General features: G+C 69.9%; 21 protein-coding genes and 1 tRNA gene. 7 read left to right on the forward strand and 15 right to left on the reverse strand.

Going from position 1 to position 25,326, the window contains the following annotated elements; all coding sequences use genetic code 11:
* Positions 1–9: 9 nt before the first annotated feature.
* On the reverse strand, positions 10–903 hold the full coding sequence (locus ACTJKK_RS06695) for a type II secretion system F family protein (protein ID WP_440747414.1): 894 nt from the start codon (positions 901–903) through the stop codon (positions 10–12).
* Entirely contained in the window at positions 897–1,910 is a 1,014-nt protein-coding gene (locus ACTJKK_RS06700) for a TadA family conjugal transfer-associated ATPase (protein ID WP_440747415.1), read from the reverse strand. Before ACTJKK_RS06700 ends, ACTJKK_RS06695 begins: the two co-directional genes overlap by 7 nt.
* A gap of 360 nt (positions 1,911–2,270) precedes the next feature.
* Between ACTJKK_RS06700 and acs the strand changes: the two genes are divergently transcribed.
* The gene (gene acs / locus ACTJKK_RS06705; protein WP_440747416.1) at positions 2,271–4,238 is read left to right on the forward strand and encodes an acetate--CoA ligase; all 1,968 of its coding nucleotides are present in this window, start codon (positions 2,271–2,273) and stop codon (positions 4,236–4,238) included.
* 159 nt (positions 4,239–4,397) lie between these two features.
* On the opposite strand, the gene ACTJKK_RS06710 is transcribed toward acs, so the two are convergent.
* Together ACTJKK_RS06710 and ACTJKK_RS06715 are read right to left on the reverse strand one after the other, a co-directional pair.
* Entirely contained in the window at positions 4,398–4,856 is a 459-nt protein-coding gene (locus tag ACTJKK_RS06710; protein WP_440747417.1) for a RidA family protein, read from the reverse strand.
* The gene (locus tag ACTJKK_RS06715; RefSeq protein ID WP_247625076.1) at positions 4,853–5,077 is read right to left on the reverse strand and encodes a DUF4177 domain-containing protein; all 225 of its coding nucleotides are present in this window, start codon (positions 5,075–5,077) and stop codon (positions 4,853–4,855) included. The genes ACTJKK_RS06710 and ACTJKK_RS06715 overlap by 4 nt, the downstream gene beginning before the upstream one ends.
* A gap of 89 nt (positions 5,078–5,166) precedes the next feature.
* On the opposite strand from ACTJKK_RS06715, the gene ACTJKK_RS06720 reads away from it, so the two are divergent.
* The 6 genes from ACTJKK_RS06720 to ACTJKK_RS06745 all read left to right on the forward strand — a co-directional run bounded on the left by ACTJKK_RS06720 (position 5,167) and on the right by ACTJKK_RS06745 (position 10,988).
* Positions 5,167–7,731: a transglycosylase domain-containing protein gene (locus ACTJKK_RS06720; RefSeq protein ID WP_440747418.1), complete on the forward strand. Its 2,565-nt coding sequence runs from the start codon at positions 5,167–5,169 to the stop codon at positions 7,729–7,731.
* Positions 7,728–8,663 (forward strand): metallophosphoesterase, encoded by a 936-nt coding sequence (locus ACTJKK_RS06725; protein ID WP_440747419.1) that lies wholly within the window; start codon positions 7,728–7,730, stop codon positions 8,661–8,663. Before ACTJKK_RS06720 ends, ACTJKK_RS06725 begins: the two co-directional genes overlap by 4 nt.
* Positions 8,664–8,716: 53 nt before the next feature.
* Positions 8,717–8,793: transfer RNA gene (locus tag ACTJKK_RS06730), tRNA-Pro, on the forward strand.
* 68 nt (positions 8,794–8,861) lie between these two features.
* Entirely contained in the window at positions 8,862–9,338 is a 477-nt protein-coding gene (locus ACTJKK_RS06735) for a VanZ family protein (protein WP_440747420.1), read from the forward strand.
* Positions 9,335–10,090, forward strand: coding sequence for an HAD-IIB family hydrolase (locus tag ACTJKK_RS06740; protein ID WP_440747421.1), 756 nt, complete (start codon positions 9,335–9,337; stop codon positions 10,088–10,090). The genes ACTJKK_RS06735 and ACTJKK_RS06740 overlap by 4 nt, the downstream gene beginning before the upstream one ends.
* A gap of 55 nt (positions 10,091–10,145) precedes the next feature.
* Complete coding sequence (locus ACTJKK_RS06745) at positions 10,146–10,988, forward strand: DUF1295 domain-containing protein (RefSeq protein WP_440747422.1); 843 nt, start codon at positions 10,146–10,148, stop codon at positions 10,986–10,988.
* 44 nt (positions 10,989–11,032) lie between these two features.
* Here ACTJKK_RS06745 and ACTJKK_RS06750 read toward each other — a convergent pair whose 3' ends face one another.
* The 11 genes from ACTJKK_RS06750 to ACTJKK_RS06800 all read right to left on the reverse strand — a co-directional run bounded on the left by ACTJKK_RS06750 (position 11,033) and on the right by ACTJKK_RS06800 (position 25,263).
* On the reverse strand, positions 11,033–12,313 hold the full coding sequence (locus tag ACTJKK_RS06750; protein WP_440747423.1) for an alpha-hydroxy acid oxidase: 1,281 nt from the start codon (positions 12,311–12,313) through the stop codon (positions 11,033–11,035).
* Between the two features lie 10 nt (positions 12,314–12,323).
* A complete protein-coding gene (locus tag ACTJKK_RS06755; protein WP_440747424.1) occupies positions 12,324–13,070 on the reverse strand; it encodes a FadR/GntR family transcriptional regulator in 747 nt (248 codons plus the stop codon).
* A gap of 140 nt (positions 13,071–13,210) precedes the next feature.
* Entirely contained in the window at positions 13,211–13,837 is a 627-nt protein-coding gene (locus tag ACTJKK_RS06760) for a thymidine kinase (RefSeq protein ID WP_247625084.1), read from the reverse strand.
* A gap of 9 nt (positions 13,838–13,846) precedes the next feature.
* Positions 13,847–15,274 carry a malate dehydrogenase (quinone) gene (mqo, locus tag ACTJKK_RS06765; protein WP_440747549.1) on the reverse strand — a complete coding sequence of 476 codons (1,428 nt, stop codon included), beginning with the start codon at positions 15,272–15,274 and terminating at the stop codon, positions 13,847–13,849.
* Between the two features lie 173 nt (positions 15,275–15,447).
* Complete coding sequence (locus ACTJKK_RS06770; RefSeq protein WP_247625085.1) at positions 15,448–16,512, reverse strand: aspartate-semialdehyde dehydrogenase; 1,065 nt, start codon at positions 16,510–16,512, stop codon at positions 15,448–15,450.
* 130 nt (positions 16,513–16,642) lie between these two features.
* Positions 16,643–17,923, reverse strand: a complete 1,281-nt coding sequence (locus tag ACTJKK_RS06775; protein WP_440747425.1) for an aspartate kinase — start codon at positions 17,921–17,923, stop codon at positions 16,643–16,645.
* Positions 17,924–18,032: 109 nt separating this feature from the next.
* Entirely contained in the window at positions 18,033–18,956 is a 924-nt protein-coding gene (locus ACTJKK_RS06780; protein WP_440747426.1) for a DMT family transporter, read from the reverse strand.
* 22 nt (positions 18,957–18,978) lie between these two features.
* Positions 18,979–19,572 carry a recombination mediator RecR gene (gene recR / locus ACTJKK_RS06785; protein WP_247625088.1) on the reverse strand — a complete coding sequence of 198 codons (594 nt, stop codon included), beginning with the start codon at positions 19,570–19,572 and terminating at the stop codon, positions 18,979–18,981.
* The gene (locus ACTJKK_RS06790; protein WP_440747427.1) at positions 19,572–21,929 is read right to left on the reverse strand and encodes a DNA polymerase III subunit gamma and tau; all 2,358 of its coding nucleotides are present in this window, start codon (positions 21,927–21,929) and stop codon (positions 19,572–19,574) included. The genes recR and ACTJKK_RS06790 overlap by 1 nt, the downstream gene beginning before the upstream one ends.
* Before the next feature lie 68 nt (positions 21,930–21,997).
* Positions 21,998–24,505, reverse strand: a complete 2,508-nt coding sequence (locus ACTJKK_RS06795; RefSeq protein WP_247625090.1) for a glycoside hydrolase family 65 protein — start codon at positions 24,503–24,505, stop codon at positions 21,998–22,000.
* Positions 24,502–25,263 (reverse strand): HAD family hydrolase, encoded by a 762-nt coding sequence (locus ACTJKK_RS06800; RefSeq protein WP_440747428.1) that lies wholly within the window; start codon positions 25,261–25,263, stop codon positions 24,502–24,504. Before ACTJKK_RS06800 ends, ACTJKK_RS06795 begins: the two co-directional genes overlap by 4 nt.
* Positions 25,264–25,326: the final 63 nt, after the last annotated feature.

Genomic DNA, 25,326 nt, shown 5'->3' on the forward strand with positions numbered 1-25,326 from the left:
TCGTTCCGCTCATATCGGGAGCGGTGTGGAGGTCAGGACGCTGAGGAGCATCGGCGCGACGCCCAGCAGCAGGAAGGCGGGGAGCGTGCAGACGCCGAGCGGGAGGAGCAGCCGTGTCGAGAGACGCGAGGCGCGCAACCTGCCCTCGACCCGCGACGTGTGGCGCTCCTGGGCAGCCGACGCGCGGAGGAGCTCCACGGCGGGGACGCCCGCCGCGCGCGACAGTTCGAGCACGGCGGGCACACGGTCCTCTCCCCCGTGCGCGATCGATCCGACCGCGTCGAGGAGCCCCAGAGCCCGGTCGATCGAGGCTCCGCCCGCCAGGGCCACCGCGACGAGTTCGGCGCGCATGCCCGGTGTTCCCGGTGACGGCCGCGCCCGCCGGAGCAGGCTCGCCGTCCAGACCCGCGCGAGGAGCACGAGCCCTCCCCCGGCGAGCACACAGGCGGCGCCGATCGGGTTCCGGATGATGACCCCGATCGTGTCGAAGCCCAGCGCGAACCCCAGGAGCAGACCGGCGAGCGGCATCCACAGCAGCAGGCGCGCCGTGCCGGCGGGCTCGGCGAGGGCGATGCGCACGTCATCGGCCGCGGAGGCGGCGTCGCGAAGGGTCTCGGCCAGCGTGCGCAGCACCTCGGCGAGCGGTGCGCCCACCGTGGTCGCGATCTCCCAGGCCGAGGCGAGATCGACCCACACCCCGCCCTCCGCCTCGATCGCGGCGGCGATGGGCTCGCCCGCGTCGATGCGCGACACGATGGCGATCGCGTGCCGGTCACCGGTCTCTGCGAGATGCCGCCAAGCCACCGTCGGCATGGCTCCGGCTTGCAACAGCACGGCCAGCGTCTGCACGGAGGTCGCGGTATCCGCATCGCGCGTCACATCCCGCACTCGCCGCCTCACCATGGCCGCACCTCCTCGATCGTCAGCCGGTCGTCCGCGAGCGCGAACACCCCCGCCTGCGCAATACGCCGGGTTCCGCCGGGATCGCGCACGAGATGCAGCACGGTGCTGAAGGCGCTCACGGTCTGCCGCGCCAACGCCGTGGCATCCATCCCCGCGAGTGCCCCGAGCGCTTCCAGCCGCGCGGGCACATCGGTCAGCCCACTCGCATGCAGGGTCCCGGCGCCGCCGTCATGCCCGGTGTTGAGCGCGGTGAGCAGTTCTCGGATCTCCTCACCGCGGCACTCGCCCACGATCAGCCGATCCGGCCGCATGCGCAGCGACTCCCTCACCAGACGCGCCAGGCTGATCCCTCCCGCGCCCTCGAGGTTGGCCTGCCGCGCTTCGAGGGCGACGTGGTGCGGATGCCGCGGCCGCAGCTCGGCGACGTCTTCGATCGTCACGAGGCGCTCGGAGTCCGCGGCCTCCGAGAGCAGCGCGGAGAGCAGCGTCGTCTTGCCCGTGCCCGTGCCTCCGGTGATCAGCAGATTCGCCCGCTCGTGCACCAGGCTCGTCAGCCACCGCTGCATCCGTGCGTCGAAGCAGCCGAGCGCCGCGAGCGCATCGAGGTCGGCGGCGCGCACCCGGGGGATGCGAATCGAGATGGCGGTGCCGCTGGCCGCGACGGGGGCGAGCACGGCGTGCACGCGGATGCCGGAGTCGAGCCGCACGTCGACGCACGGCGACTGGTCGTCGAGATGGCGCCCTCCGAGTCCGACGAGGGCGACCGCGAGATCGCGGACCTCGCGTTCGGATGCCCGCCACGCGGAGACGGGTTCGGCGCCCTCGCCCCGATCGAGGAACAGTCCTCCGTCGCCGTTGACGAAGAGATCGGTGACGGCGTCGTCGGCGCAGTGTTCGGCCAGCATCCCGAACGCGGGGTCGATCCGCAGCGGGGCCGGCGGGTTCGGCACCGAGGCGCCGTGCGGGGTCTCGGTGCCCCGGGGCTGGAGGATGAACGGATCGGCCATGCCCCGACGCTAGGCAACGGGTGGGACGCCGCCCGTCCACGGATGCGGTCGCTGTGCAGAACCCACGGCATCGCCGCGCCGTGCAGAACCGATCGCAGCGCCTCGCCGGTAACGAGAAAGGCGGCACCTCACGGGGGGAATGAGGTGCCGCCCGGGGCGGGCACCGATCGGGGGAATCGGGCGCGCCAAGGCCGGAATGAGTATTCGGCTGAGGTCGAGTGTACGCAAGGCAACCGTCCTGACAAAACCGACGCGACTACCGACTTTCGGCAGTATTGATCCCCCGTGCGCGAGACTAGATTCGCCCTGTCCCGGACGCACCACCCGGGATCGACCCCAGCCGCAAAGGAGCGTCTGCCGATGAGCAGTCAGATCGACCACCTTCTCGATGAGAACCGCCAGTTCCCGCCGTCCGAGGAGTTCGTCGCCCAGTCGATCTCCTCCCCCGAGCTCTACGAGCGCGCCGCCGCCGACCGCGAGGGCTTCTGGGCCGATCAGTCGCGCGAACTGCTGCACTGGCACACGCCGTTCACCCGGGTTCTCGACTGGTCCGCCCCGCCGTTCGCCAAGTGGTTCGACGACGGCGAGCTCAACGTCGCCTACAACTGCCTCGACCGACATGTCGAGCAGGGCAACGGCGACCGCGTCGCTCTGCACTGGGAGGGCGAGCCCGGCGACAGCCGCAGCATCACCTACGCCGAGCTGACCGACGAGGTCAAGCGCACGGCCAACGTGCTCGCCGATCTCGGCGTCGGCCAGGGGGACCGCGTCGCCATCTACCTGCCGATGATCCCCGAAGCCGTCGCCGCGATGCTCGCCGTCGCGCGTCTCGGCGCCATCCACTCGGTGGTCTTCGGCGGATTCAGCGCCGACAGCCTGCGGGCGCGCATCGACGACGCCGGCGCCAAGGTCGTCATCACCGCAGACGGCGGTTACCGCAAGGGTCGCGTCTCGGCGCTCAAGCCGGCCGTCGACCAAGCGCTGAGCGACCGCGGAGACGGCGAGCAGCTCACGGTCGAGCACGTGCTCGTCGTGCGTCGCGGAGGCAACGAGGTCGACTGGGTCGATGGTCGCGACGTCTGGTGGCACGAGGCCGTGCCCGCGGCATCCGCCGAGCACACCGCCGAGGCGTTCCCCGCCGAGAACCCCCTCTTCATCCTCTACACCTCGGGCACCACCGGGAAGCCGAAAGGCATCCTGCACACGTCCGGCGGCTACCTGACACAGGCCGCGTACTCGCACAAGTACGTCTTCGACCTGCACGCCGACAGCGACGTCTACTGGTGCACGGCCGACATCGGCTGGATCACCGGGCACTCCTACGTGACCTACGGCCCGCTCGCGAACGGAGCGACGCAGGTCATCTACGAAGGCACCCCGGATGCCCCGCACCCCGGTCGCTGGTGGGAGATCATCGAGAAGTACAAGGTGTCGGTCTTCTACACCGCCCCGACCGCCATCCGGTCGTTCATGAAGATCGGACGCAGCGTCCCGCAGAAGTTCGACCTCTCGTCGCTGCGCGTGCTCGGATCGGTGGGAGAGCCCATCAACCCGGAGGCGTGGATGTGGTACCGCGAGGTCATCGGCGGCAACCGCGCCCCCATCGTCGACACCTGGTGGCAGACCGAGACCGGCGCGATCATGGTCTCGCCGCTGCCGGGCGTCACCGCCACGAAACCGGGCTCGGCGCAGGTGCCGCTCCCCGGCATCCGCATCGACGTCGTCGACGAGCAGGGTCAGGAGGTCGGCAACGGCAACGGCGGCCTGCTCGTGGTGACCGAACCCTGGCCGAGCATGCTGCGCGGCATCTGGGGCGACCCGGAGCGCTTCCGCGAGACCTACTGGGAGAAGTTCGAGGACCAGGGGTACTACTTCGCCGGCGACGGCGCCCGCCTCGACAACGACGGCGATCTCTGGCTGCTCGGGCGCGTGGACGACGTGATGAACGTCTCGGGACACCGCCTCTCGACGGCCGAGATCGAGTCGTCGCTCGTCGCCCACGAGGCCACCGCCGAGGCGGCCGTGGTCGGGGCGTCCGACGAGACGACGGGCCAGGCGGTCGTCGCCTTCGTCATCATCAAGGAGAGCTACCTCTCAGCGCACGACCCCGCCGGTCTCGCCCAGCAGCTGCGCCTGTGGGTCGGCGAGCAGATCGGGGCGATCGCCCGCCCGCGCGACGTCTACATCGTGGGTGAACTGCCCAAGACCCGCTCCGGCAAGATCATGCGCCGCCTGCTGCGCGACGTCGCCGAGGGTCGCGAGGTCGGCGACACAACGACGCTGGCCGACACCGCGGTGATGACGATCATCTCGTCGCAGGTCAAGTAGTTTCTCGGGGGCCCGCTCCGCAATGCCCCTGCGCCGGTCGAGACGGGGACCCCTGCACCCCGATCGCCCGGCGCAGGGGCATCGCTGCGCTCGCCATCGATCTGCTGCGACCGGGCGTCTCGCCTCCCGGTAGGGAGAGAGGCGGATGCCGCGGGCCGATCAGGCGAGGAGGAAGGTGACCTCGACCTCGACGGGGCTGTCGAGCGGCAGCACGGGCACGCCGACGGCGGCGCGGGCGTGACGGCCGGCGTCGCCGAAGATCTCGCCGAGCACTTCACTCGCACCGTTGATGACACCGGGCTGGCCCGAGAACTCGGGAACGGATGCCACGAACCCCCCGACGCGCAGCACCCCGGCGATCCGGTCGACACCGCCCGCGGCATCCGCCGCGGCGGCGAGGGCGTTCAGCGCGCAGGTGCGGGCGTAGGCCTGGGCGTCGGCGGCGTCGACGTCCGCGCCGACCTTGCCGGTCGCGGGAAGAGCGCCATCGGTGAACGGGAGCTGGCCCGAGGTGTAGACGAGCCCCGCGTGCACGACAGCGGGTACGTAGGCGGCGACCGGAGCGGCGACGGCAGGAAGTTCGATGCCGAGCTCTGCGAGGCGGGCGGAGATGCTCATGCGGCACCACCCTCGAACTGGCGGGCGGCCTGGGCGGCAGCCGCGAGACCGGTCTCGTTCGAGCCGTCCTGCGTGACGGGGCGCTTGAAGTAGGCGACGAGTCCGCCCTCGGGACCCTGCACCACCTGGACGAGCTCCCAGCCCTGCTTGCCCCAGTTGTTGAGGATCGCCGCGGTGTTGTGGATCAGCAGCGGCGTGGTGAGGTATTCCCACGTGGTCATGGCACTCCATCGGATCGTCGTGCGGGCGCAGCGGACGAACGCGGGCCCGTCAAAGGCGGTATTCAGGGAACTCCCCTACGATCAAGCGTATGCCTCAAAAGAACCGTACGGTGAAAGGCGTGCTCGGTGGTCTGCTCGGGCTCGTCGGTCTGAGCGCCGTCGCCGGCCTTCTTGTCACCACCAGCGTCACGCCCGTCCTCGCGATGGCCGGCATCGCCGGCAACAGCGCCGTGACGCTGTTCGAAGAGCTCCCTGCGAACCTCGACGTCAACGCGCCGATGGAGCAGTCGACCATCTACGCGACCGACCCGAACACCGGGGAGAACATCGCGCTCGCCTCGTTCTACGAGCAGAACCGTGTTCCGGTGAAGTACGAGGATCTCTCGCCGACCCTCATCAACGCGATCCTGTCGAGCGAGGACAAGAACTTCTACAGCCACGGCGGCGTCAACCTCGGCGCGACCGTCAAGGCCGTCATCGACAACCTGCGCAAGACCTCGAGTCGCGGTGCGTCGACGATCACGCAGCAGTTCGTGAAGAACGTGCAGATCCAGGAGTGCGAGCAGAAGGCCGACACAGCGTCGGAGACCTATTCCGCGGATCTGCAGAAGTGCTGGACGGACGCCACGAACGCCGAAGGCGCCGCCGGTATCGAGCGCAAGCTGCAGGAGATGCGCTACGCCATCCAGATCGAGAAGACGTCGTCGAAGAACGACATCCTTCTCGGCTACCTCAACATCGCGAACTTCGGCGGCACCGTGTACGGCATCGAGGCCGCCGCCAAGTACTACTTCTCGGCATCCGCATCGAACCTCACGATCGCTCAGGCAGCAACCCTGGCCGGCATCGTGCAGAACCCGAACACCTTCCGTATCGATCTGCCGGAGGGCACGTATACCGATAACGATGGCGTCGCCCACAACTCGGCCGCAGACGGTTACGCGGCCACGCTGGAACGTCGCAACTACGTGCTCAACCGCATGAAGGCCGACGGAAAGATCACCGAGGCCGAGTACGACGAGGCCTATGCCTCGCCCATCGAGCCCGCGATCACACCGTCCGTGCAGGGATGCGCCACGGCCGGCCAGAACGCCTACTTCTGCCAGTACGCGAAGTCGATCATCGAGAACGACCCGATCTTCGGGGAGACCCGACAGGAACGCAGCGAGCTGCTGCGCCGCGGCGGCCTGAAGATCTACACCACGCTCGACTTGCGTGTGCAGGGCCCGGCCGCCCAGGCCATGGCCGACAATGCTCCGGGCAACATGGACAACCAGTACTTCGGCGCCGCCGGCGTCTCGCTCAACACCAAGAACGGCAACATCATCTCGATGACGCAGAACACCACGTTCAGCGAGACGGTGACCGACGACCAGGCGTTCACCTCGATCGTGTTCGCGGGCGACCGGGTCCACGGAAACTCCGACGGCTTCCCGGTCGGATCGGCCTACAAGCTCTTCACCCTCATCGACTGGCTCGAGAAGGGGCATTCCGTGAGAGAGACGCTCAACGGAGCCGTGCAGCGGAACCTCAAGATGAACGTGTGCGGCGGAACCCAGACCGTCAACACCGCGGAGATCGGTAACTTCGGTGGCAACCGCGGATACACGAGCAACGTGCTCAACTTCACCGCGCAGTCGCTCAACAGCGGGTACTTCGCCATGGCCGCGAAGCTCGACATCTGCGACATCAACAAGGTCGCCGACCGCATGGGCGTGACCTTCGGCACCGGCGAGAAGGTCACGGACAAGAACGCGCCCTACGACGTGCTCGGCTCGAAGAACATCTCGCCGATGGCGATGGCGGCGGCCTACGCGACCGTCGCGAACGGCGGCACCTACTGCGCCCCGCGCGCGATCGAGAAGGTTCTGAACGCCGACGGCACCGAGCACCCGATCCCGCCCGTGGCGTGCAAGGAGGGCGTGATCTCCCCCGAGGTCGCCGCGACCGCCGCCTTCGCGCTACAGGGCGTCATGGCAAGCGGCGGCACCGGCGCAAGGGGCAACCCCTTCGACCGCACGCCGCTGATCGGTAAGACCGGAACGCACAACCGCGAGGGCACGATGATGATCGAGTCGAGCACCAACGTCGCGACCGCGGTCTGGGCCGGACGGTGGAAGGGTCAGGCCGACATCTTCCAGGTGCCCTCGCAGAAGGGCGGGCTCCTCAACGAGATCCGTTACCCGATCGCGAAGGCGACACAGGCAGCCGCTAATGCTGTCTATGGCGGAAGTGCCTTCCCTCAGCCCGACCGAAACCTCACCCGCACGATTCTCACAGATGTGCCGAGCGTCGTCGGGATGACAGTCGACGAGGCGAGGGCTGCTCTGGAGGGCGCTGGATTCTCGGTCTCGGTCGGAACGCCGGTCGACGGCTCGCAGGCGACCAACATCGTCGCCGCGCAGGATCCGTCGGGGCAGGCTCCGACGGGTGCGACCGTCACGATCTCGCCCAGCAATGGGCAGGCGGTGACCGTACCGGAAGATATCCTCGGCAAGTCGAAGACAGCCGCGTTCGCCTCGCTCGCCGGTGTCGGCCTGAACGCCCAGTTCGACACCTCCTGCAACCCCGGCGGCTCGAAGGTCAGCAGCACCGATCCCACACCGGGGACGGCGACCACCAAGGGCACCACCGTGACCGTGGTCTGCGAGTGACCCGCACCTCTTCGGTGCACCCGGCCCTCATCGCGCTCGGCGCGGTGGGGGCCGTGGGCGCTGCGGCGGCGGTCTGGGGCATCGGCATCGAGCGCTACCTGTTCACGGTGCGCGAGGTCGAAGCATCCGCTCTGCCGCCCGGCTCCGCTCCCCTGCGCATCCTGCACCTGTCCGATGCCCACATGGCGCCCTGGCAGCACCACAAGCAGGACTGGCTCGCCTCGCTCGCCCAGCTGAAGCCCGACCTCGTCGTCAACACCGGCGACAACCTCGGGCATCGCGAGGGGCTCGACGGCATCCGTCGTGCGTTCGATCCGTTCGCCGGCATCCCCGGCGTCTTCGTGCACGGCTCGAACGACGTCAACGAGCCCTCGCCGCGCAACCCGTTCAAGTACTTCACCGGTCCGTCGAAGCACACGAGCGCCCCGCGCCTGCTCGACACCGACGCGATGGATCGCTACTTCACCGACGAGCTCGGGTGGACGGGGCTCAACAACACCGCCGCGCGACTCTCGGTCGCCGGGCGCGACATCGACCTCTTCGGCGTGAACGACGCCCACCGCGACTGGGACCGCCTCGACGACCTCCCCGACGCGATCGCAGCGCTCGGCCCGGCACCGGCCGGCACACCGGTGCTCGGGGTCACGCACGCGCCGTACCAGCGGGTGCTCAACGGGTTCATCGATCTCGGGGCCGACGCGATCCTCGGCGGCCACACGCACGGCGGCCAGGTGTGCATCCCCGGCTTCGGCGCTCTGGTCGCGAACTGCGACATCCCCCTGAAGCAGGCCAAGGGGCTGAGCACCTGGACGCACGGCGACCGCGCCGTGCCGCTCAACGTCAGCGCGGGCTGCGGGCACTCGATCTACGCCCCGGTGCGCTTCGCCTGCCGCCCGGAGGCGACGCTGCTCACGCTCACCGCGCGGGCCTGAGCGCTCGATTGGGCGCTCGCGACTTTTCCTTGTAGACTCGGAGGGTTGCAAAACGGGGTGTGGCGCAGCTTGGTAGCGCGCTTCGTTCGGGACGAAGAGGTCGCAGGTTCAAATCCTGTCACCCCGACCAGTAACACCGGAAAGGCCGCCCTGCGGGGCGGCCTTCTCTGTACCCCGACCGCGGATCGAAGGGACGGCATGGGCTCGCTCCTCCCCCCGCCGCGTCGCCGCACACGCGCCTGGGCTCTGGGTCTCGGCATCCCGTTCCTCGCCGGACTCGTCGCGCTCACCCTCACGCCGTCGCGCGTCGAACAGCGTCTGCCCAACCTGCTCGACCTCGTGCTGTCGACCGCGCACCGTCTCGGCTGGGCGTCACTCGATTTCACCCGCCTCGAGATCCTCGCGAACGTCTTCGTCTTCGTGCCGGTGGGAATCCTGGCGTTCGTGCTGCTCCCCCGCCCGGTCTGGGGTCTCGCCTTCCTCGTCGGTCCCGCGATCTCGATCGGCATCGAAGTCTTCCAGCGTCTGGTGCTTCCGCACCGCACGGCGACCGTCTCCGACGTGATCGCCAACTCGACCGGAGCGACGATCGGCGTCGTCCTCGCGGTGTTGTCCACACTCCTCGTCGCCGTGCTCTCCGGCCCCTCGCCATCTCGTAGGCTGGAAGCATCATGACCGCGCCCTCCCTCGTCGCCTTCGACCTCGATGACACGCTCGCCACCTCGAAGGCGGCGATCACTCCGCGCATCGCCGCCCTGCTCCAGGCCCTGCTGCACCGGGTCGACGTCGCGATCATCTCGGGCGGCAACGAGACGCAGTTCCGCACCCAGGTGATCGCCCAGCTGACGGACGCGGATGCCACCGCGCTCGGCCGACTGCACCTCCTGCCCACCTGCGGCACCCGCTACCTGCGCCACGACGGCACCGAGTTCGCCACCGTCTACGCGCACGACCTCACCGACGACGAGAAGTACGCCGCCCTCACCGCTCTGCGGGAAGAGGCCGAACGCCTCGAGCTGTGGGAGGCCGAGCCCTGGGGCGAGATCCTCGAGGACCGCGGCTCGCAGATCACCTTCTCGGCCCTCGGGCAGCGCGCGCCGAGCGACGCCAAGCACGCGTGGGACCCGGCGGGCGCGAAGCGCGCCGCGCTGCGCGATGCCGTCGCCGCCCGCCTCCCCGGCCTCGAGGTGCGCTCGGGTGGGTCGACGTCGATCGACATCACCCGTGCCGGCATCGACAAGGCGTTCGGGATGACGCGCCTCGCCGACCTCACCGGCATCCCGCTCACCGACATGCTCTTCTTCGGTGACCGTCTCGACGAGGGGGGCAACGACTACCCCGTGCTCGCGATCGGCGTGCCCTCGGTCGCGGTCGACGGCTGGGAGGACACGGCCGACAAGCTCGACGCCCTCCTCCCCACGCTCTGATCGACCTTTCGCAGGCATCCGCCGCTCGGGCCCGCTCCGGGCCTAACATGGCGGCATGGACGCTCTGCTCATCGTCATCATCGTGGCGGCCGCTGCCAGCCTCGTCTGCTGGGTGCTGTCGCTGATCACCCGCGACACCTCCTGGGTCGATCGCGCGTGGTCGATCGTCCCGGTCGCCTACGTCTGGATCTTCGTGGGCGTCGCCTTCGCCGAAGGCGACGGGTCGGCGCGGCTCGTCGCGATGGGGCTGCTCGCCACGGCCTGGGGCGCGCGCCTCACGTTCAACTTCGCCCGTAAGGGCGGCTACACCGGCATGGAGGACTACCGCTGGGCGATCCTGCGCGGACGCATGCGCCCCTGGCAGTTCCAGCTCTTCAACCTGTTCTTCATCATCGCCTACCAGATGACCCTGCTCGTGCTCATCACGCTCCCGGCGATGGTGGCCGCGCGGCATCCGTCCGCGATGACGGGCTGGGACGTGCTTTTCATCGCCGCCTTCCTCGCCTTCCTCGCCGGCGAGACGATCGCCGACCAGCAGCAGTGGGTTTTCCACCAACGCAAGAAGGCGGCGGGAGGCACCCTCTCCCCCGGTTTCGCGACCACCGGGCTCTTCCGTTACAGCCGCCACCCCAACTTCTTCTTCGAGCAGGCGCAGTGGTGGGCGTTCTACGCGCTGGGCGCGAGCGCGGCCGTCTCGGGAGGCGCGGGACTCGTCGGGGGCGCCCTGAACCCGACGATCGTCGGAGCCGTGCTGCTCTCGCTCCTGTTCATCGGCTCGACGATCTTCACCGAGTCGATCACCGCCACGAAGTACCCCGCGTACGCCGAGTACCGCCGCACCACCTCGATGCTCGTGCCCTGGGCGCCACGACGAAGCGCCGTCGCACCCCAGACCTGAGCGGGGCACGACGGCGCTTCGTCGTTCGACAGAACGGATGCGCCTCAGCGCACGACTGCCTCGGCGGCGGGGCGAGCCACCGGAACGAGCCGCTGCAGCTGGGTGACGTGTCCGGGCTCGAGCTCGGCCAGCGTCGAGACGCCGAGCAGACGCATCGTGCGCTCGATCTCGCTGCGCAGGATGGCGATGGTTCGGTCGACGCCCTGGCGTCCGCCGGCCATCAGACCGTAGAGGTACGCACGGCCGATGAGCGTGAAGTCCGCGCCCAGGGCGACCGCCGCGACGATATCTGCGCCGTTCATGATGCCGGTGTCGATCATGACGGTGAAGTCGTCACCGACCGCCTGGCGCACGCTCGGCAGCAGGTGGAACGGGATCGGGGCGCGGTCGAGCTGGCGCCCGCCGTGGTTCGAGAGCACGATGCCGTCGACGCCCGCATCGCGCAGGCGGACGGAGTCCTCGACGTTCTGCACGCCCTTGATGACGATCTTGCCGGGCCAGATGTCGCGGATCACGGCGAGGTCGTCGTAGCTGATGGTCGGGTCCATGGCGGCGTCGAGCAGCTCACCGACGGTGCCGCCGGTGGTGCTCAGCGAGGCGAACTCGAGCTTCGGGGTGGTGAGGAAGTCGTACCACCACCAGGGGCGCGGGATCGCGTTGATGATCGTGCCGAGGGTGAGCTGCGGCGGGATGCTGAAGCCGTTGCGCTTGTCACGCAGACGGGCTCCGGCGACCGGTGTGTCGACCGTGAACTGCAGGGTGTCGAATCCTGCGGCGGCCGCGCGACGGGTGAGCTCGTAGGAGATCTCGCGGTCGCGCATGACGTAGAGCTGAAACCAGTTCCTTCCGGGAATCCGTCCCTGAGGCTCTCGAAGGGTGACGGCCTTCACGTCCTCGATCGAGGTCGTGCCGAGCGTCGACAGCGTGAACGGGATGCCCGCAGCGGCCGCGGCGCCGGCACCGGCGGACTCGCCCTCGGTCTGCATCAGACGGGTGAAGCCCGTCGGGGCGATGCCGAACGGCAGCGCGGAGGGTCCGCCGAGAATGTCGACGCTCGTGTCGACGGTCGGTGCCGGGCGCAGGATGCCGGGGTGGAACTCGACGTCCTGGAAGGCCTGGCGCGCGCGGGTGAGCGAGATCTCCCCCTCGGCCGCACCGTCGGTGTAGTCGAACGCGGCCTTCGGGGTGCGGCGCTTCGCGATCAGGCGCAGGTCGCCGATCGTGAGCGCGGCGTCGAGGCGACGCTTGCGCCCGTTGAACTCGGGCTTCTTGAACTTCATCAGGTCGAAGAGCTCGGCGGGCTTGGGCACCTGGCGCTGAACCATGGTGGTCCTCTCAGTTGTCGGGGGTGCTGTCGGGGGTCGTGTCGGTCGAGGCCCTGCGGGTCAGGCCCGCGGCGGTGTAGTAGCCGGTGATGTGCGCATGCACGAGGGCGCGGGCGGATGCCGCGTCGCCGGCGTCGATCGCCGCGACGAGGGCGCGGTGCTCCTCGCGCAGGCGGGCGGCCATGTCGTCCCAGTCGGGGATCGACGCGGCGCCGGCCTGCACGTACGACTCGATCGACGAACGGAGACCCGCCATCATCGCGGCGATCACGGTGTTGCCGCTCGCCTCGGCGAGAGCGAGGTGCAGCTGCGCGTCGAGGGCGAGGAACTCCGCGGGGGTGAGGTCGGGTGCGTCCATGGCGGCGAGCATCCGCTGGGCCGCAGCGGTGTCTCGATTCGGCGCCGTCGCGAGCGCGTGGGCTGTGGCGTCCTCGAGCACGAGTCGGGTCGCGACGACATCCGCCAGCGGGAAGCCGTGCGCGGCCACCTGCAGGCGCAGGAGCTGCGACATGCCCCCGGTGGGCGTCGCGATGACGATCGCGCCCGCCTGCGGCCCGGAACCGGTCGCGGTGCGGATGAGGCCCATGACCTCGAGCACGCGGAACGCCTCGCGCACGCTGGAGCGGCCGACACCCAGGTCGGTGGCGAGGTCGCGCTCGGAGGCGAGCCGGTCGCCCGGGTTCAGACGCCCTTCGAGGAGGTCGCGCTCGATGTGGTCGAGCACGACTCTCCACGCGCGCACCGGCTGCTCCGCCATCCGCTCTCTCCTGGGTCGCACTGCGCGCGGCCATCTGTGGTCCGCGCTGTGGTCTGACCACACTCTACGTCGTGTGGTCAGACCACGCAACGCGGGTACGCGAAATCACCGCCCCGGAAGAGCGAAGGGAGGAGGCGGGCTCAGCCCAGGCGCCCGCCGGACTCCTGCAGGTAGCAGGTGCCGCACAGCGACTCGTAGGTCGTCACCTCGGGAGCGGCCTGGCCGTCGGCCCCCTCGTCGATCGCGACCTGGTCTCCGTCGAACACGAAGCGCCCGCCGATCACCCGGCCGTTGAACACGGCCTTCCGGCCGCACCGGCAGATGGTCTTGAGCTCTTCGAGCGAGTGCGCGATCGCCAGCAGGCGAGCCGATCCGGGGAAGGCATGCGTCAGGAAGTCGTTGCGGATGCCGTAGGCGAGCACCGGGATGCCCTCCTCGACCGCGATGCGGAAGAGGTCGTCGACCTGCTCCGGCGTGAGGAACTGCGCCTCGTCGATGAGCAGGCACGCGATGTCGTCGGCGTGCGCCCGCGCATCGTCGCGGCGAGCGAGAAAGAGCTGCTTCGCATCGTCGCCGGGAGCGATGAGGAAGTCGACCTCCCGCGTCATCCCCAGGCGGCTCGAGATCTCGGACGCACCCTTGGTGTCGATCGCGGGCTTGGCCAGCAGCACCCGCTGCCCGCGCTCCTCGTAGTTGTAGGCCGCCTGCAGAAGAGCGGTCGACTTTCCCGAGTTCATCGCGCCGTAGCGGAAGTAGAGCTTCGCCACCCGCCGACCTCAGACGTTGATGCCGAGGGTCGCCGCCGTCGCCGTCGTCGACTCCTTCGCCAGCGCGGCATCCTCGTTGAGCTGCTCACCGAACGTCGGGATGAGCTCTCGCAGCTTGGGCTCCCAGGCCACGTAGTCGTCGGGGAAGCAGGTCTTCAGCAGGTTCAGCATGATCGGCACGGCCGTCGAGGCACCGGGCGAGGCGCCGAGGAGCCCGGCGATCGAGCCGTCGCCCGCGGCGACCACCTCGGTGCCGAACTGCAGAATGCCGCCCTTCTTCGGGTCCTTCTTCATGACCTGCGCGCGCTGACCCGCATCGATGAGCGTCCAGTCCTCGTCCTTCGCCGTCGGCATGAACGTGCGCAGGCTGTCGACCTTCTTGCGGTGGTTCTTCATGAGCTCGCCGACGAGGTACGTGATCAGGTCGGGGTTCGCGAAGGCGACGCGCAGCATCGGCCACAGGTTGTGCGTGCGCACCTGCGAGACGATGTCGAGCATCGAACCGTTCTTGAGGAACTTGGGGCTGAACGTCGCGAAGGGCCCGAACATCAGCGAGGCCTCGCCGTCGACCACGCGCGTGTCGAGGTGCGGCACCGACATGGGCGGTGCACCGACGGATGCCTGCGAGTAGACCTTCGCCTTGTGCTGCTCGACGATCTTCGGGTTGCTGGTCTTCAGGAACTGTCCGCCGATCGGGAAGACGCCGTAGCCCTTGATCTCGGGGATGCCCGAATTCTGCAGCAGCTTGAGCGCCCATCCACCGGCGCCGACGAACACGAACTTCGCCTTGACCTCGTTCGGGGTGCGACCGATCGTCGTGCGGTACTTGACGAGCCAGGTGCCGTCCTTCTGGCGCTTGAGCGAGCGCACCTCGTGGTTCGTGCGCAGCGTGACGCCCGAATCGGTGAGGTGGTCGAAGAGCTGGTGGGTGAGGGCCCCGAAGTCGACGTCGGTGCCGGCGGGCACGCGCGTCGCGGCGAAGGGCTCACCCTTGCGGCGCTTCTGCATGAGCAGCGGCGCCCACTGGTTGATGACGCGCGAGTCCTCGCTGTACTCGATGCCGTCGAACAGGGGCTGCTTCTTGAGCACCTCGTAGCGGTCCTTGAGATACGCGACGTCCTTCTCGCCGCGCACGAAGGTCATGTGCGGGGTGGCGTTGATGAAGGTGGACGGAGCGTCGAGCACGCCCTTGTCGACGAGCGACGACCAGAACTGGCGGCTCTGCTGGAACTGCTCGTTGATCGAGACGGCCTTCGCGGGGTCGAGGGGCCCGGTGCCCTGCGGCATGTAGTTGAGCTCGCAGAGGGCGGCGTGCCCCGTGCCGGCGTTGTTCCAGGGGTTCGAACTCTCCTGGGCGACATCCGAGAGTCGCTCGAAGGCGACGATCTTCCACTCCGGCTGCAGCTCGTGCAGCAGAGTACCCAGGGTGGCGCTCATGATGCCACCGCCGATCAGGACGACATCGACTGTTTCGGTCACCACGACAGTCTAGTTCGCGGACGCGACCGGGCCGACCACCGGGGCCGGCCCGATCAGACCGCTTCCGCATCGCGGGGATGCCGTCGCGCTATCGCGCGCGGACCCGCTCAGGCGCTCAGACGCTCAAGCGCTCAAGCGCTCAAGCGCTCAGCGAGGATCTCGGCGATCTGCACCGCGTTGAGGGCCGCGCCCTTGCGCAGGTTGTCGTTGCTGACGAAGAGCACCAGGCCCTTGCCCGCCGGAGCCGACTGGTCGGCGCGGATGCGACCGACGAAGCTCGGGTCCTTGCCCGCGGCCTGCAGCGGCGTCGGCACCTCGTCGAGCACGACGCCGGGAGCAGCCGACAGCAGCTCGGTCGCGCGCTCGGGGGTGATGTCGTTCGCGAACTCGGCGTGGATCGAGAGCGAATGCCCGGTGAAGACCGGCACGCGCACGCAGGTGCCCGCCACGAGGAGATCGGGCAGCTCGAGGATCTTGCGGCTCTCGTTGCGGAGCTTCTTCTCCTCGTCGGTCTCGTTGTCGCCGTCGTCGACGAGGTTGCCCGCGAAGGGGATGACGTCGAACGCGATCGGGGCGACGTACTTCTCGGGCTCGGGGAAGTCGACCGACGAGCCGTCGTGCACGAGGCGCAGGGTGTCGCCCTGGGCGAGCACGCCCTCGACCTGGCCGAGGAGCTCCTGCGCACCCGCGAGGCCGGAGCCCGAGACCGCCTGGTACGTCGAGACGATGAGGCGCTCGAGGCCCGCCTCCGCGTGCAACGCCTTCAACACCGGCATCGCGGCCATGGTCGTGCAGTTGGGGTTCGCGATGATGCCCTTGGGGCGCTCGTCGATCGCGTGGGGGTTGACCTCGCTGACGACCAACGGCACCTCGGGGTCCATGCGCCACGCGCTCGAGTTGTCGACCACGACGGCCCCGGCGGCGGCGAAGCGCGGCGCGTAGGCGCGGCTGGCGGTCGCGCCGGCCGAGAAGAGGGCGATGTCGATGCCCGCGGCATCCGCCTGCTCGACGTCCTCGACGATCACCGACGTGCCGCCGTACTCGATCGACGTGCCGGCCGACCGGGCCGACGAGAACAGGCGCAGCTCGCGGATCGGGAAGGACCTCTCGGCGAGAATCTCGCGCATCACGGTGCCCACCTGGCCGGTGGCGCCCACGATGGCGACGGAGAGTCCTGAGTCGGAGATGCGGGTCATGATGTTCCTTGGCGTCGTGCGGTACTGCGTACGAGGCGCGAGGCGTGGCGTCGGGATGCGGATGCCGCGCCTGGCGCCGATGTCAGGGTTCCGGCGAGTCTATCGCTCGGCCGGACGGCCGGGCGCCGGGTCAGCGACCGGTGCCGGCGTGGACGACGGCTTCGGTGTCGCCGTCGAGGCCGTAGGCGGTGTGCACCGTGCGCGCGGCCTCGAGCAGGTCGCTGCCGCGGAGCACCACCGAGATGCGGATCTCGGAGGTCGAGATCATCTCGATGTTGATGCCGCCGGCCGACAGCGCCTCGAACAGCACGGCCGAGACACCGGAGTGCGTGCGCATGCCCGCGCCGACGACGGAGAGCTTGCCGATCTGGTCGTCGTGCACGAGGTTCTGGAAGCCCACCTCGGCCTGGTCGCCGGCGAGGGCCTTCAGCGCCGCCGCGGCATCCGCCTTGGGAACGGTGAACGAGATGTCGGTGCGCCCGGTGGCCGAGACGTTCTGCACGATCATGTCGACGTTCGCGCCCGACTTCGCGACGATCTTGAAGATCTCCGCCGCCTTGCCCGGCACGTCCGGCACACCGGCGACGGTGATCTTGGCCTGGCTGAGGTCGGTGGCGACACCGGCGACGATCGGTTCTTCCATGGCTGCTCCCTCGGCTTCGCGGGGGTTCTTCATACCCTCGCCCAAAACGTACGTACCCTCGGCCGACGAGAACGACGACCGGGCGTGGATGAGCACGCCGTGGCGGCGTGCGTACTCGACGGCGCGGATGTAGAGCACCTTCGCCCCGTTGGCCGCGAGCTCGAGCATCTCCTCGCTCGAGACGTGGTCGAGCTTCTGAGCGGCCGGCACCACCCGCGGGTCGGAGGTGAAGATGCCGTCGACGTCGCTGTAGATCTCGCAGACGTCGGCCTTGAGGGCGGCGGCGAGGGCGACGGCGGTGGTGTCGGAGCCACCGCGGCCGAGCGTGGTGATGTCGCGGGTGTCGCGGTTGAAGCCCTGGAATCCGGCGACGATCACGATCGCGCCCTCGTCGAGGGCCTCGCGCAGACGGATCGGCGTCACATCGACGATGCGTGCGGCACCGTGCTGCGAGTCGGTGATCATGCCCGCCTGGCTGCCCGTGAACGAGCGGGCCTCGAAGCCCATCGAGTGGATCGCCATCGCGAGCAGCGCCATCGAGATGCGCTCACCGCTCGAGAGCAGCATGTCGAGTTCGCGCGGTGCCGGGATCGGCGCCACCTCGTTCGCGAGGTCGAGGAGCTCATCGGTGGTGTCGCCCATCGCGCTGACGGCGACCACGACGTCGTGACCGGCACGACGGGTGTCGACGATGCGCTTGGCGACGCGCTTGATGCTCTCTGCGTCGGCGACGGATGAGCCGCCGTACTTCTGCACGATGAGGGCCACGTTCACTCCCGGGGATGTCGGGCGGATCCGCCCACCGCTCATTCTACGATCGCGCCATATGCTCCGCTGTGCATGTGACGCCGCAGCCGGGGCCGGACGCTGCCGGTCGTCAGGGCACCGCGGGAGGAGGGAGAGCGGATGCCGGCGGCCGCAGCCGTCCGCCGGTGGCGGCGAACCAGCATCCGGCGATCACGAGCGGGAAGCCGATCAGCAACCCGGGGGTGAGCGGCTCGGCGAGCACGATCGCGCCGAGCACGATCGCGACGATCGGGTTCACGTAGGTGAACAGCGGGGCACGCACGGGACCGACCTCGCGGATGAGCGCGAAGAAGGCGAGGAACGCGACCGCGGTGCAGATCACCGCGAGGGCGAGCAGGGCGCCGATCGCGGGGAGGGTCGGCACCTCGTGCTGAGTGAGCAGACCGATCGGAAGGTAGAAGACGCCGATCATGAGGAGCGAGAGCGTGATCGTTCCGAGGGAGGGCACGTCGGCGAGCTTGCGCGCGACGATGAACGGGGCGGTGGCGTACAGCACCGCGACGAGCAGCACCTCACCGCCGGCGAGCAGGCTGACCTCGCCGCCGAATAGGCCGGGCCCCGCGACGACGATCGCGACACCGAGGAACCCGACGAGCAGTCCGATCGATCGCGCCGGCTTGAGCACTCCGCGATCACCGCCGCCGAGCGCGATGAGCGCGGCGAACAGCGGCACGGTCGCGACGAGGAGGCCGGTCATGCCCGAGGGCAGCGTCATCTCGGCGTGCCCGAGGAGCAGGAAGGGGCCCGCCATCTCGACGGCGCCGAAGGCGAGCACCCAGGGCCAGTGCTTCCATGCCGCCTTCAGCGCGCCGTTGCGCAGCGCGAAGGGCAGCAGCAGGAGCGCGGCGATGAGCGTGCGCCCCGCGACGATCGCGGGCGGCGAGAACGACTCGACCGCGATGCTGATGAACAGATACGGCACGCCCCACAGCAGAGCCATGGCCCCGAAGAGCAGCCATCCGCGTCGCGAGAATCCGGTGTGCTGCGCGTTCATCGTCGAACCGCGCGAGGGGTCGTCACAGCACGCGCCGCCCTTCGAAGGCGCGGCCGAGGGTGACCTCGTCGGCGTACTCGAGATCGCCGCCCACCGGGAGCCCCGAGGCGAGACGCGAGACCGTGATCTGCATCGTGGTGAGGTAGCGGCTCAGGTAGCTCGCGGTGGCCTCGCCCTCGAGATTCGGGTTGGTGGCGAGGATGACCTCCTGCACCGTGCCGTCGGCGAGGCGGCTCATGAGCTGCGCGATGCGGAGATCGTCGGGGCCGATGCCTGCGATCGGGCTGATCGCTCCACCGAGCACGTGGTAGAGCCCGCGGAACTCGCGCGTGCGCTCGATCGCCGCGACGTCCTTCGCGTCTTCGACCACGCAGATGAGCGCCTGGTTGCGGCGCGGGTCGCGGCAGATCGCGCACCGCTCCTGCTCGGCCACGTTGCCGCACACCTCGCAGAAGCGCACTCGCGTGCGGATGTCGCTGAGCAGTTCCGACAGTCGTGCGACGTCGAACGTCGGCGTCTGCAGGATGTGGAAGGCGATCCGCTGCGCGGACTTCGGACCGATGCCGGGCAGGCGCCCGAACTCGTCGATCAGCTCTTGAACGATTCCGTCGTACATCAGGCGAACCTCGTCGGGGGCTCATAGGGCTCTTCGCGCACGAACGTCGCGCCGAGCACCTGGCGGATCACGGCCTCGCCGTAGCGCTGCACTCCCCCGGGCGCCGGCGCACGCTCGGTGACGCGCGGAGCGGCGTGGGCCGAGGCGACCCGTGCCGGGGCGCTCGCGGGTGCGGCGGAGGACGGTGCGCCGGCGGGTGTAGGTGCGGCAGGTGCCGCGGACGCGGCGGGCACCCGCGCGGCGGAGACCGGTGCCGGCGGGGCCGAGTGCGGAGCGGGCTCGTACGAGGGGTCGTACGGCGGCTCGTCGTCGGGGAACGGCGCCTCGTCGTCGCCGGGAAGCGGCGGCTCGTCGCGATCGATCGTGCCGTCGGTCGGAGGGACGGGCGCGGATGCCGCGGCCTCGACCTCTTCGGGCTCGTCGTCGACCGGCAGGGAGGATCCGGGGCCGACTGGGGTCGTCACCGCTTCGGGCGCGGTGTCGGACGTCGGGATCGCGGCCACGGCCCACTCGGTCACCGCAGCGGGCGCGGGAGCGGACGAGGGGCGCGGGCTCGACTGTCGGGAGGAACCCGCAGGGGCAGGCTCCGTCGGGGCGGGCTCGGCCGGGGCCTGGGCACCGCCTGCGGACCCCGAGGATCCCCCCGAACGCGGTGCGCCGCCGCTCGACGCGGCACCGCCGGTCGGAAGCGGGGCAGGCCGGTACTTGACGACCACACCGAGCTCCTGCTGGAGAGCGGTGCGCAGGTGATCGGAGGTGCCGGCGCCCGGCGTGGTTCCCTTGAACTTCGCGACATCGTGCTGGCTCGCGAAACCGATCGTGAGGACCTCGGACTCGGTGTCGTACGCCAGGGGCTGCACGGTGGTGACGACCAGCCACGACGAGCGGCTGATGCTCTCGAGGCGCGTGAGCACGGCCGGCCACGCGGCGACGATGCGATCGAGCGTCACCGGACCCGACGGTGTCGCGGTGGGCGCGGGCTCGGCGGCGGCAGCGGCAGCGGCCGGCTCGGCGACGGCAGCAGCCGGTGCGGCGGAGGCAGCCACCTCTTCCGGGGCGGACGTCGGGGCCGCGACTGCGGTGGGTGCTGCGACCGGCGCAGCCGGGGCAGCGGCGGCCGGAGCTGCGGGCTGCGGTGCAGGTGCAGGTGCAGGTGCAGCCGACGGTCGCGGAGCGGCGTGCGGCTGCGCCGCTGCTGCGGGCGCAGCGGCAGCGGGCGCCACCCCGGCCGCGGCATCCGTCGCCCCGGCGAGCACACGAGCGACCATGAGCTCGAGGTGCAGTCGCGGGGAGGTCGCGCCCGACATGTCGTCGAGCGCGGCGCTGACGACGTCGGCGGTGCGCGAGAGACGCGCAGCGCCGAAGGCGGCCGCCTGCGTGCGCATGCGCTCGAGCTCGTCGTCGGCGATGCCGCGCAGCACGGCGGAGGCGCCGTTGCCGACGGCCGCGATCACGATGAGGTCGCGCAGGCGCTCGAGCAGGTCGTCGACGAAGCGGCGCGGGTCCTGACCGGTCTGCACCACGCGGTCGATGGCGGGGAACGCCGTCGCCGCGTCGGCGATCGCCAGGGCGTCGACGATCTCGTCGAGCAGGGCCGCGTGCGTGTAGCCGAGGAGGGCGACGGCGCGTGCGTACGCGACCGTGACCGTCTCGGAGCCCGCGGGCGAGTCGGAGCCGGCGATGAGCTGGTCGAGCAGCGAGAGCGTGTCGCGCGGCGATCCGCCACCGGCGCGCACGACGAGCGGCAGCACACCCTGCTCGACCACGACGCCCTCTTCGACGCAGAGCTTCTCGACGTACTCGAGCATGGCCGCGGGCGGCACGAGACGGAACGGGTAGTGGTGCGTGCGCGAGCGGATCGTGCCGAGCACCTTCTCGGGCTCGGTCGTCGCGAAGATGAACTTGACGTGCGGCGGCGGTTCTTCGACGAGCTTGAGCAGCGCGTTGAAGCCCTGCGGCGTCACCATGTGCGCCTCGTCGAGGATGAAGATCTTGAACCGGTCGCGGCTCGGGGCGAAGGTCGCCCGCTCGCGCAGGTCGCGCGCGTCGTCGACACCGTTGTGGCTCGCGGCGTCGATCTCGACCACGTCGAGCGATCCGCCACCGGCACGCGAGAGCTCGACGCAGCTGGGGCAGGTGCCGCAGGGGACGTCGGTCGGCCCCTCGGCGCAGTTCAGGCACCGCGCGAGGATGCGCGCCGACGTAGTCTTGCCGCACCCGCGCGGGCCGGAGAAGAGGTAGGCGTGGCCGACGCGGTCGCCGCGCAGCGCGGTCATGAGCGGGTCGGTCACCTGGGACTGCCCGATCATCTCGCCGAACGTCTCGGGGCGGTAGCGGCGATAGAGGGCTGTGGTCACCAGAACAGCCTACGGCGTGCCACGGACATCGCGGGAGGTGCGTCCGGAGAAACACCCCCCGCGCGCGATCACTCCGGCGGTGCGAGCACCGGGATCGACGTGGTGATCACCGGGACGGATGCCGAAAGGCGCGTTCCGTCCTCGCGGCGGGCGTCGGCGAACTGGCGCAGCGTCGGGCGACCGGGGATCAGCGGGCCCTGGTCGGCGAGCGGGACGACGACCTCTTCGCCCTCGGTCGCGATGTAGGCCTCGTCGCGCACCGTGAACGGCACCGGTGCGCCGGAGCGCACCCGCAGACGCAGCTCGTGGGCCGTGATCGTGACCGTGACCTCCGACTCCTTCCACTTCATCGGGAAGGTCAGTGAGGGCCAGGCCGCGGGCAGACGCGGGTCGAAGCTCAGCTCGCCCTCGTAATCGCGCATGCCGCCGAAACCGCACACGAGCGCGGTCCACACGCCACCGGCGGAGGCCACGTGCACACCGTCGGCCGCGTTGTTGTGCAGGTCGTGGAGGTCGACGAAGATCGATTCCTCGAAGTACTTCAGCGCGAGGTCCTGGTACCCGACCTCGGCCGCGAGGATCGACTGCACGACCGCCGAGAGCGTCGAGTCACCCGTGGTGAGCGGGTCGTAGTAGTCGAAGTCGGCGCGCTTCTCCTCGGGCGAGAAGTGGTTGCCCTGCAGGAACAGGGCGAGCACGACATCCGCCTGCTTGAGCACCTGGAACCGGTAGATCACCAGCGGGTGGAAGTGCAGCAGCAGCGGACGCTGCGACGACGGCGTGTGCGCCAGGTCCCAGACCTCGCGCTCGAGGAACAGGGAGTCCTGCGGGTGGATGCCCAGGCTCTCGCTGTAGGGGATGAACATCGCCTCGGCGGCACGCTCCCACGACTCCGCCTCGCCCTCGAACAGGCCCGTGCGCTCGACGAGGTCGCGGTAGTCCTCGGGGTACGTCTCGCGGATCTCGCGCACGACCTCGGCCGCGAAGCGGAGGTTGTAGCGGGCCATGACGTTCGTGTAGAGGTTGTCGTTCACGACGGTCGTGTACTCGTCGGGACCGGTGACGCCGTGGATGTGGAAGGTCTGCAGACCGTCGGCGGCATCCGCGTTCTCGACCACCTGCGCCGAGCGCCAGAAGCCGAGCGTCGCCCACAGGCGCGCGGTCTCGACCGCGACGTCTGCGCCCTCGCGGCGCAGGAACTCGGTGTCTCCCGTCGCGCGCACGTACTTGCCGAGCGCGAAGCTCACGTCGGCATTGATGTGGTACTGCGCCGTGCCCGCGGCGTAGTAGGCCGAGGCCTCTTCACCGTTGATCGTGCGCCAGGGGAAGAGCGCCCCCGCCTCGTTGAGCTGGGCCGCACGCCGACGCGCCGCCGGCAGCATCAGCACGCGGGCGCGCAGCGCGTTGCGCGCCCACTGCGGCGACGTGTACGCGAGGAACGGGAGCACGTAGATCTCGGTGTCCCAGAAGTAGTGGCCGCTGTACCCCGAACCGGAGACGCCCTTGGCGGGGACTCCGGTGCCGTCGGCGCGGGCCGCGGCCTGCGCGAGCTGGAGGAGGCACCAGCGGGTCGCCTGCTGCAGGTCGTCGTGACCGCCGATCTGCACGTCGCTGCGCTCCCAGAACGCGTCGAGCCAGTCGCGCTGGCGCTGGAACTGCGTCTCGACGCCCTCGACGGCGACGCGGTCGAGGGAGCGGCGGCAGCGGTCGACGAGCTCGCGCGGAGGTACCCCGCGCGAGGTGTGGTAGCTCACGAGCTTGGTGACGGTGATCGGCACTCCGGCCTTGGCCTGCACCCGGAAGACGTTCTTCGCGATGTCGGCCTCGACGAGGGCGCGGGCGCTGTACTCGTTCTCGGTCTCGAGGATGTGGTCGGCGACGACGGCGACGGTCATGCCGGAGTCGGCGACGCGGTACGACAGCGCCGAGCGCAGGCCGTCCTGCCAGTGCTCACCGGGCTCGAGCACCCGATCGGCGATCTTCTCGGCCTTGCGCGGGTCGAAGCCCGGCTTCTGGGCCTGGGTCGGGGTGCCGGCGTAGACGCCCGCACCGTCCTGGCGGTTGAGGATCTGGCAGCTGATCGTGACGGGAGCGTCGGAGTTCTCGACGACGACCTCGAGGCGCAGGATCGCGAGGTGGCGCTCCTCGAAGCTGACGATGCGCTCGTCGCGCATGCGCACGCGCTTGCCCGACGGCGTCTCCCACACGACGAGACGCTCGAGCACACCCGTGCGCATGTCGAGGGTGCGGCGGTACTCGCGCACATCCGCTTCGTCGAACGAGATCGGCTCGTCGTCGACGTAGACGCGCATGACCTTGGCGTCGGGGGCGTTGACGATGGTCTGTCCCACCTCGGCGAAGCCGTAGGCCTGCTCGGCGTGACGGATCGGCCACGTCTCGTGCAGCCCGTTGATGAAGGTGCCGTGCTCGTGAGCCCCACGGCCCTCGATGTGGTTGCCCCGGAGACCGAGGTATCCGTTGCCGATCGAGAACAGCGTCTCGCCGACGCCCTCCTCGGAGTAGCGCGTCTCGATGAGGCGCCACGGGTCGACGGGGAAGCGGTCGCGGTCGATCATGCGGTGGTCTCCGGTGCAGAGTTCGGGGTGGTCGGGAGGAAGCGGTCGAGGTCGTCGACGACGACGGTGGCGCCCGCGGCTCGCAGGGCGTCGGCCCCGGTGCCGCGGTCGACGCCGACGACGTGCGCGTAGCCGGCGGCCGATGCGGATGCCGCACCCGAGGTCGCGTCCTCGACGGCGACGCTGCGAGCGGGGTCGACGCCGAGCGCCACGGCGCCGGCGCGGAACATGTCGGGCGCGGGCTTGGACGCCAGACCGTCGCGCTCGGCGACGACGCCGTCGACCACGATGCGGAAGTACGAGCGGAGGTCGGCGGCGGCGAGGACCTCTTCGGCGTTCTTCGAGCTCGACACCACACCGAGCGGCACCCCGGCCGCGTGCAGGCGCTGGACCAGCGCGAGCGAGCCCGGGTACGGGGCGATGCCGTCACGGCGCAGCTCGGCGGCGAAGGCGTCGTTCTTGCGGTTGCCGATTCCGCAGATGGTGTCGGCCGAGGGCGGGTCGTCGACCTCACCCCAGGGGATCTCGACGTTGCGGCTGTGCATCAGGCTCGCGACACCGTCGTAGCGCTTCTTGCCGTCGACGTAGCCGAAGTAGTCGGCGTCGGTGTAGGCCGGCGTGATGCCCCACTCGGCGAACACCTCGTCGAACACGGCTTTCCAGGCCCGCATGTGGACCTCTGCCGTCGGGGTGAGCACGCCGTCGAGGTCGAACAGCACCCCTTCTGCGGCGAGCAGATCGGGCAGGTTTTCCGGCACAGAAGCCTCCAGGGAGAAGGTCGAGGGTTTCGGCACTCCTCCGTGCCACCATGACAGCGTAAT

It is taken from the genome of Microbacterium sp. 22179 (assembly GCF_052045715.1).
In the GTDB taxonomy this organism is placed as follows: Bacteria; Actinomycetota; Actinomycetes; order Actinomycetales; family Microbacteriaceae; genus Microbacterium; species Microbacterium galbinum.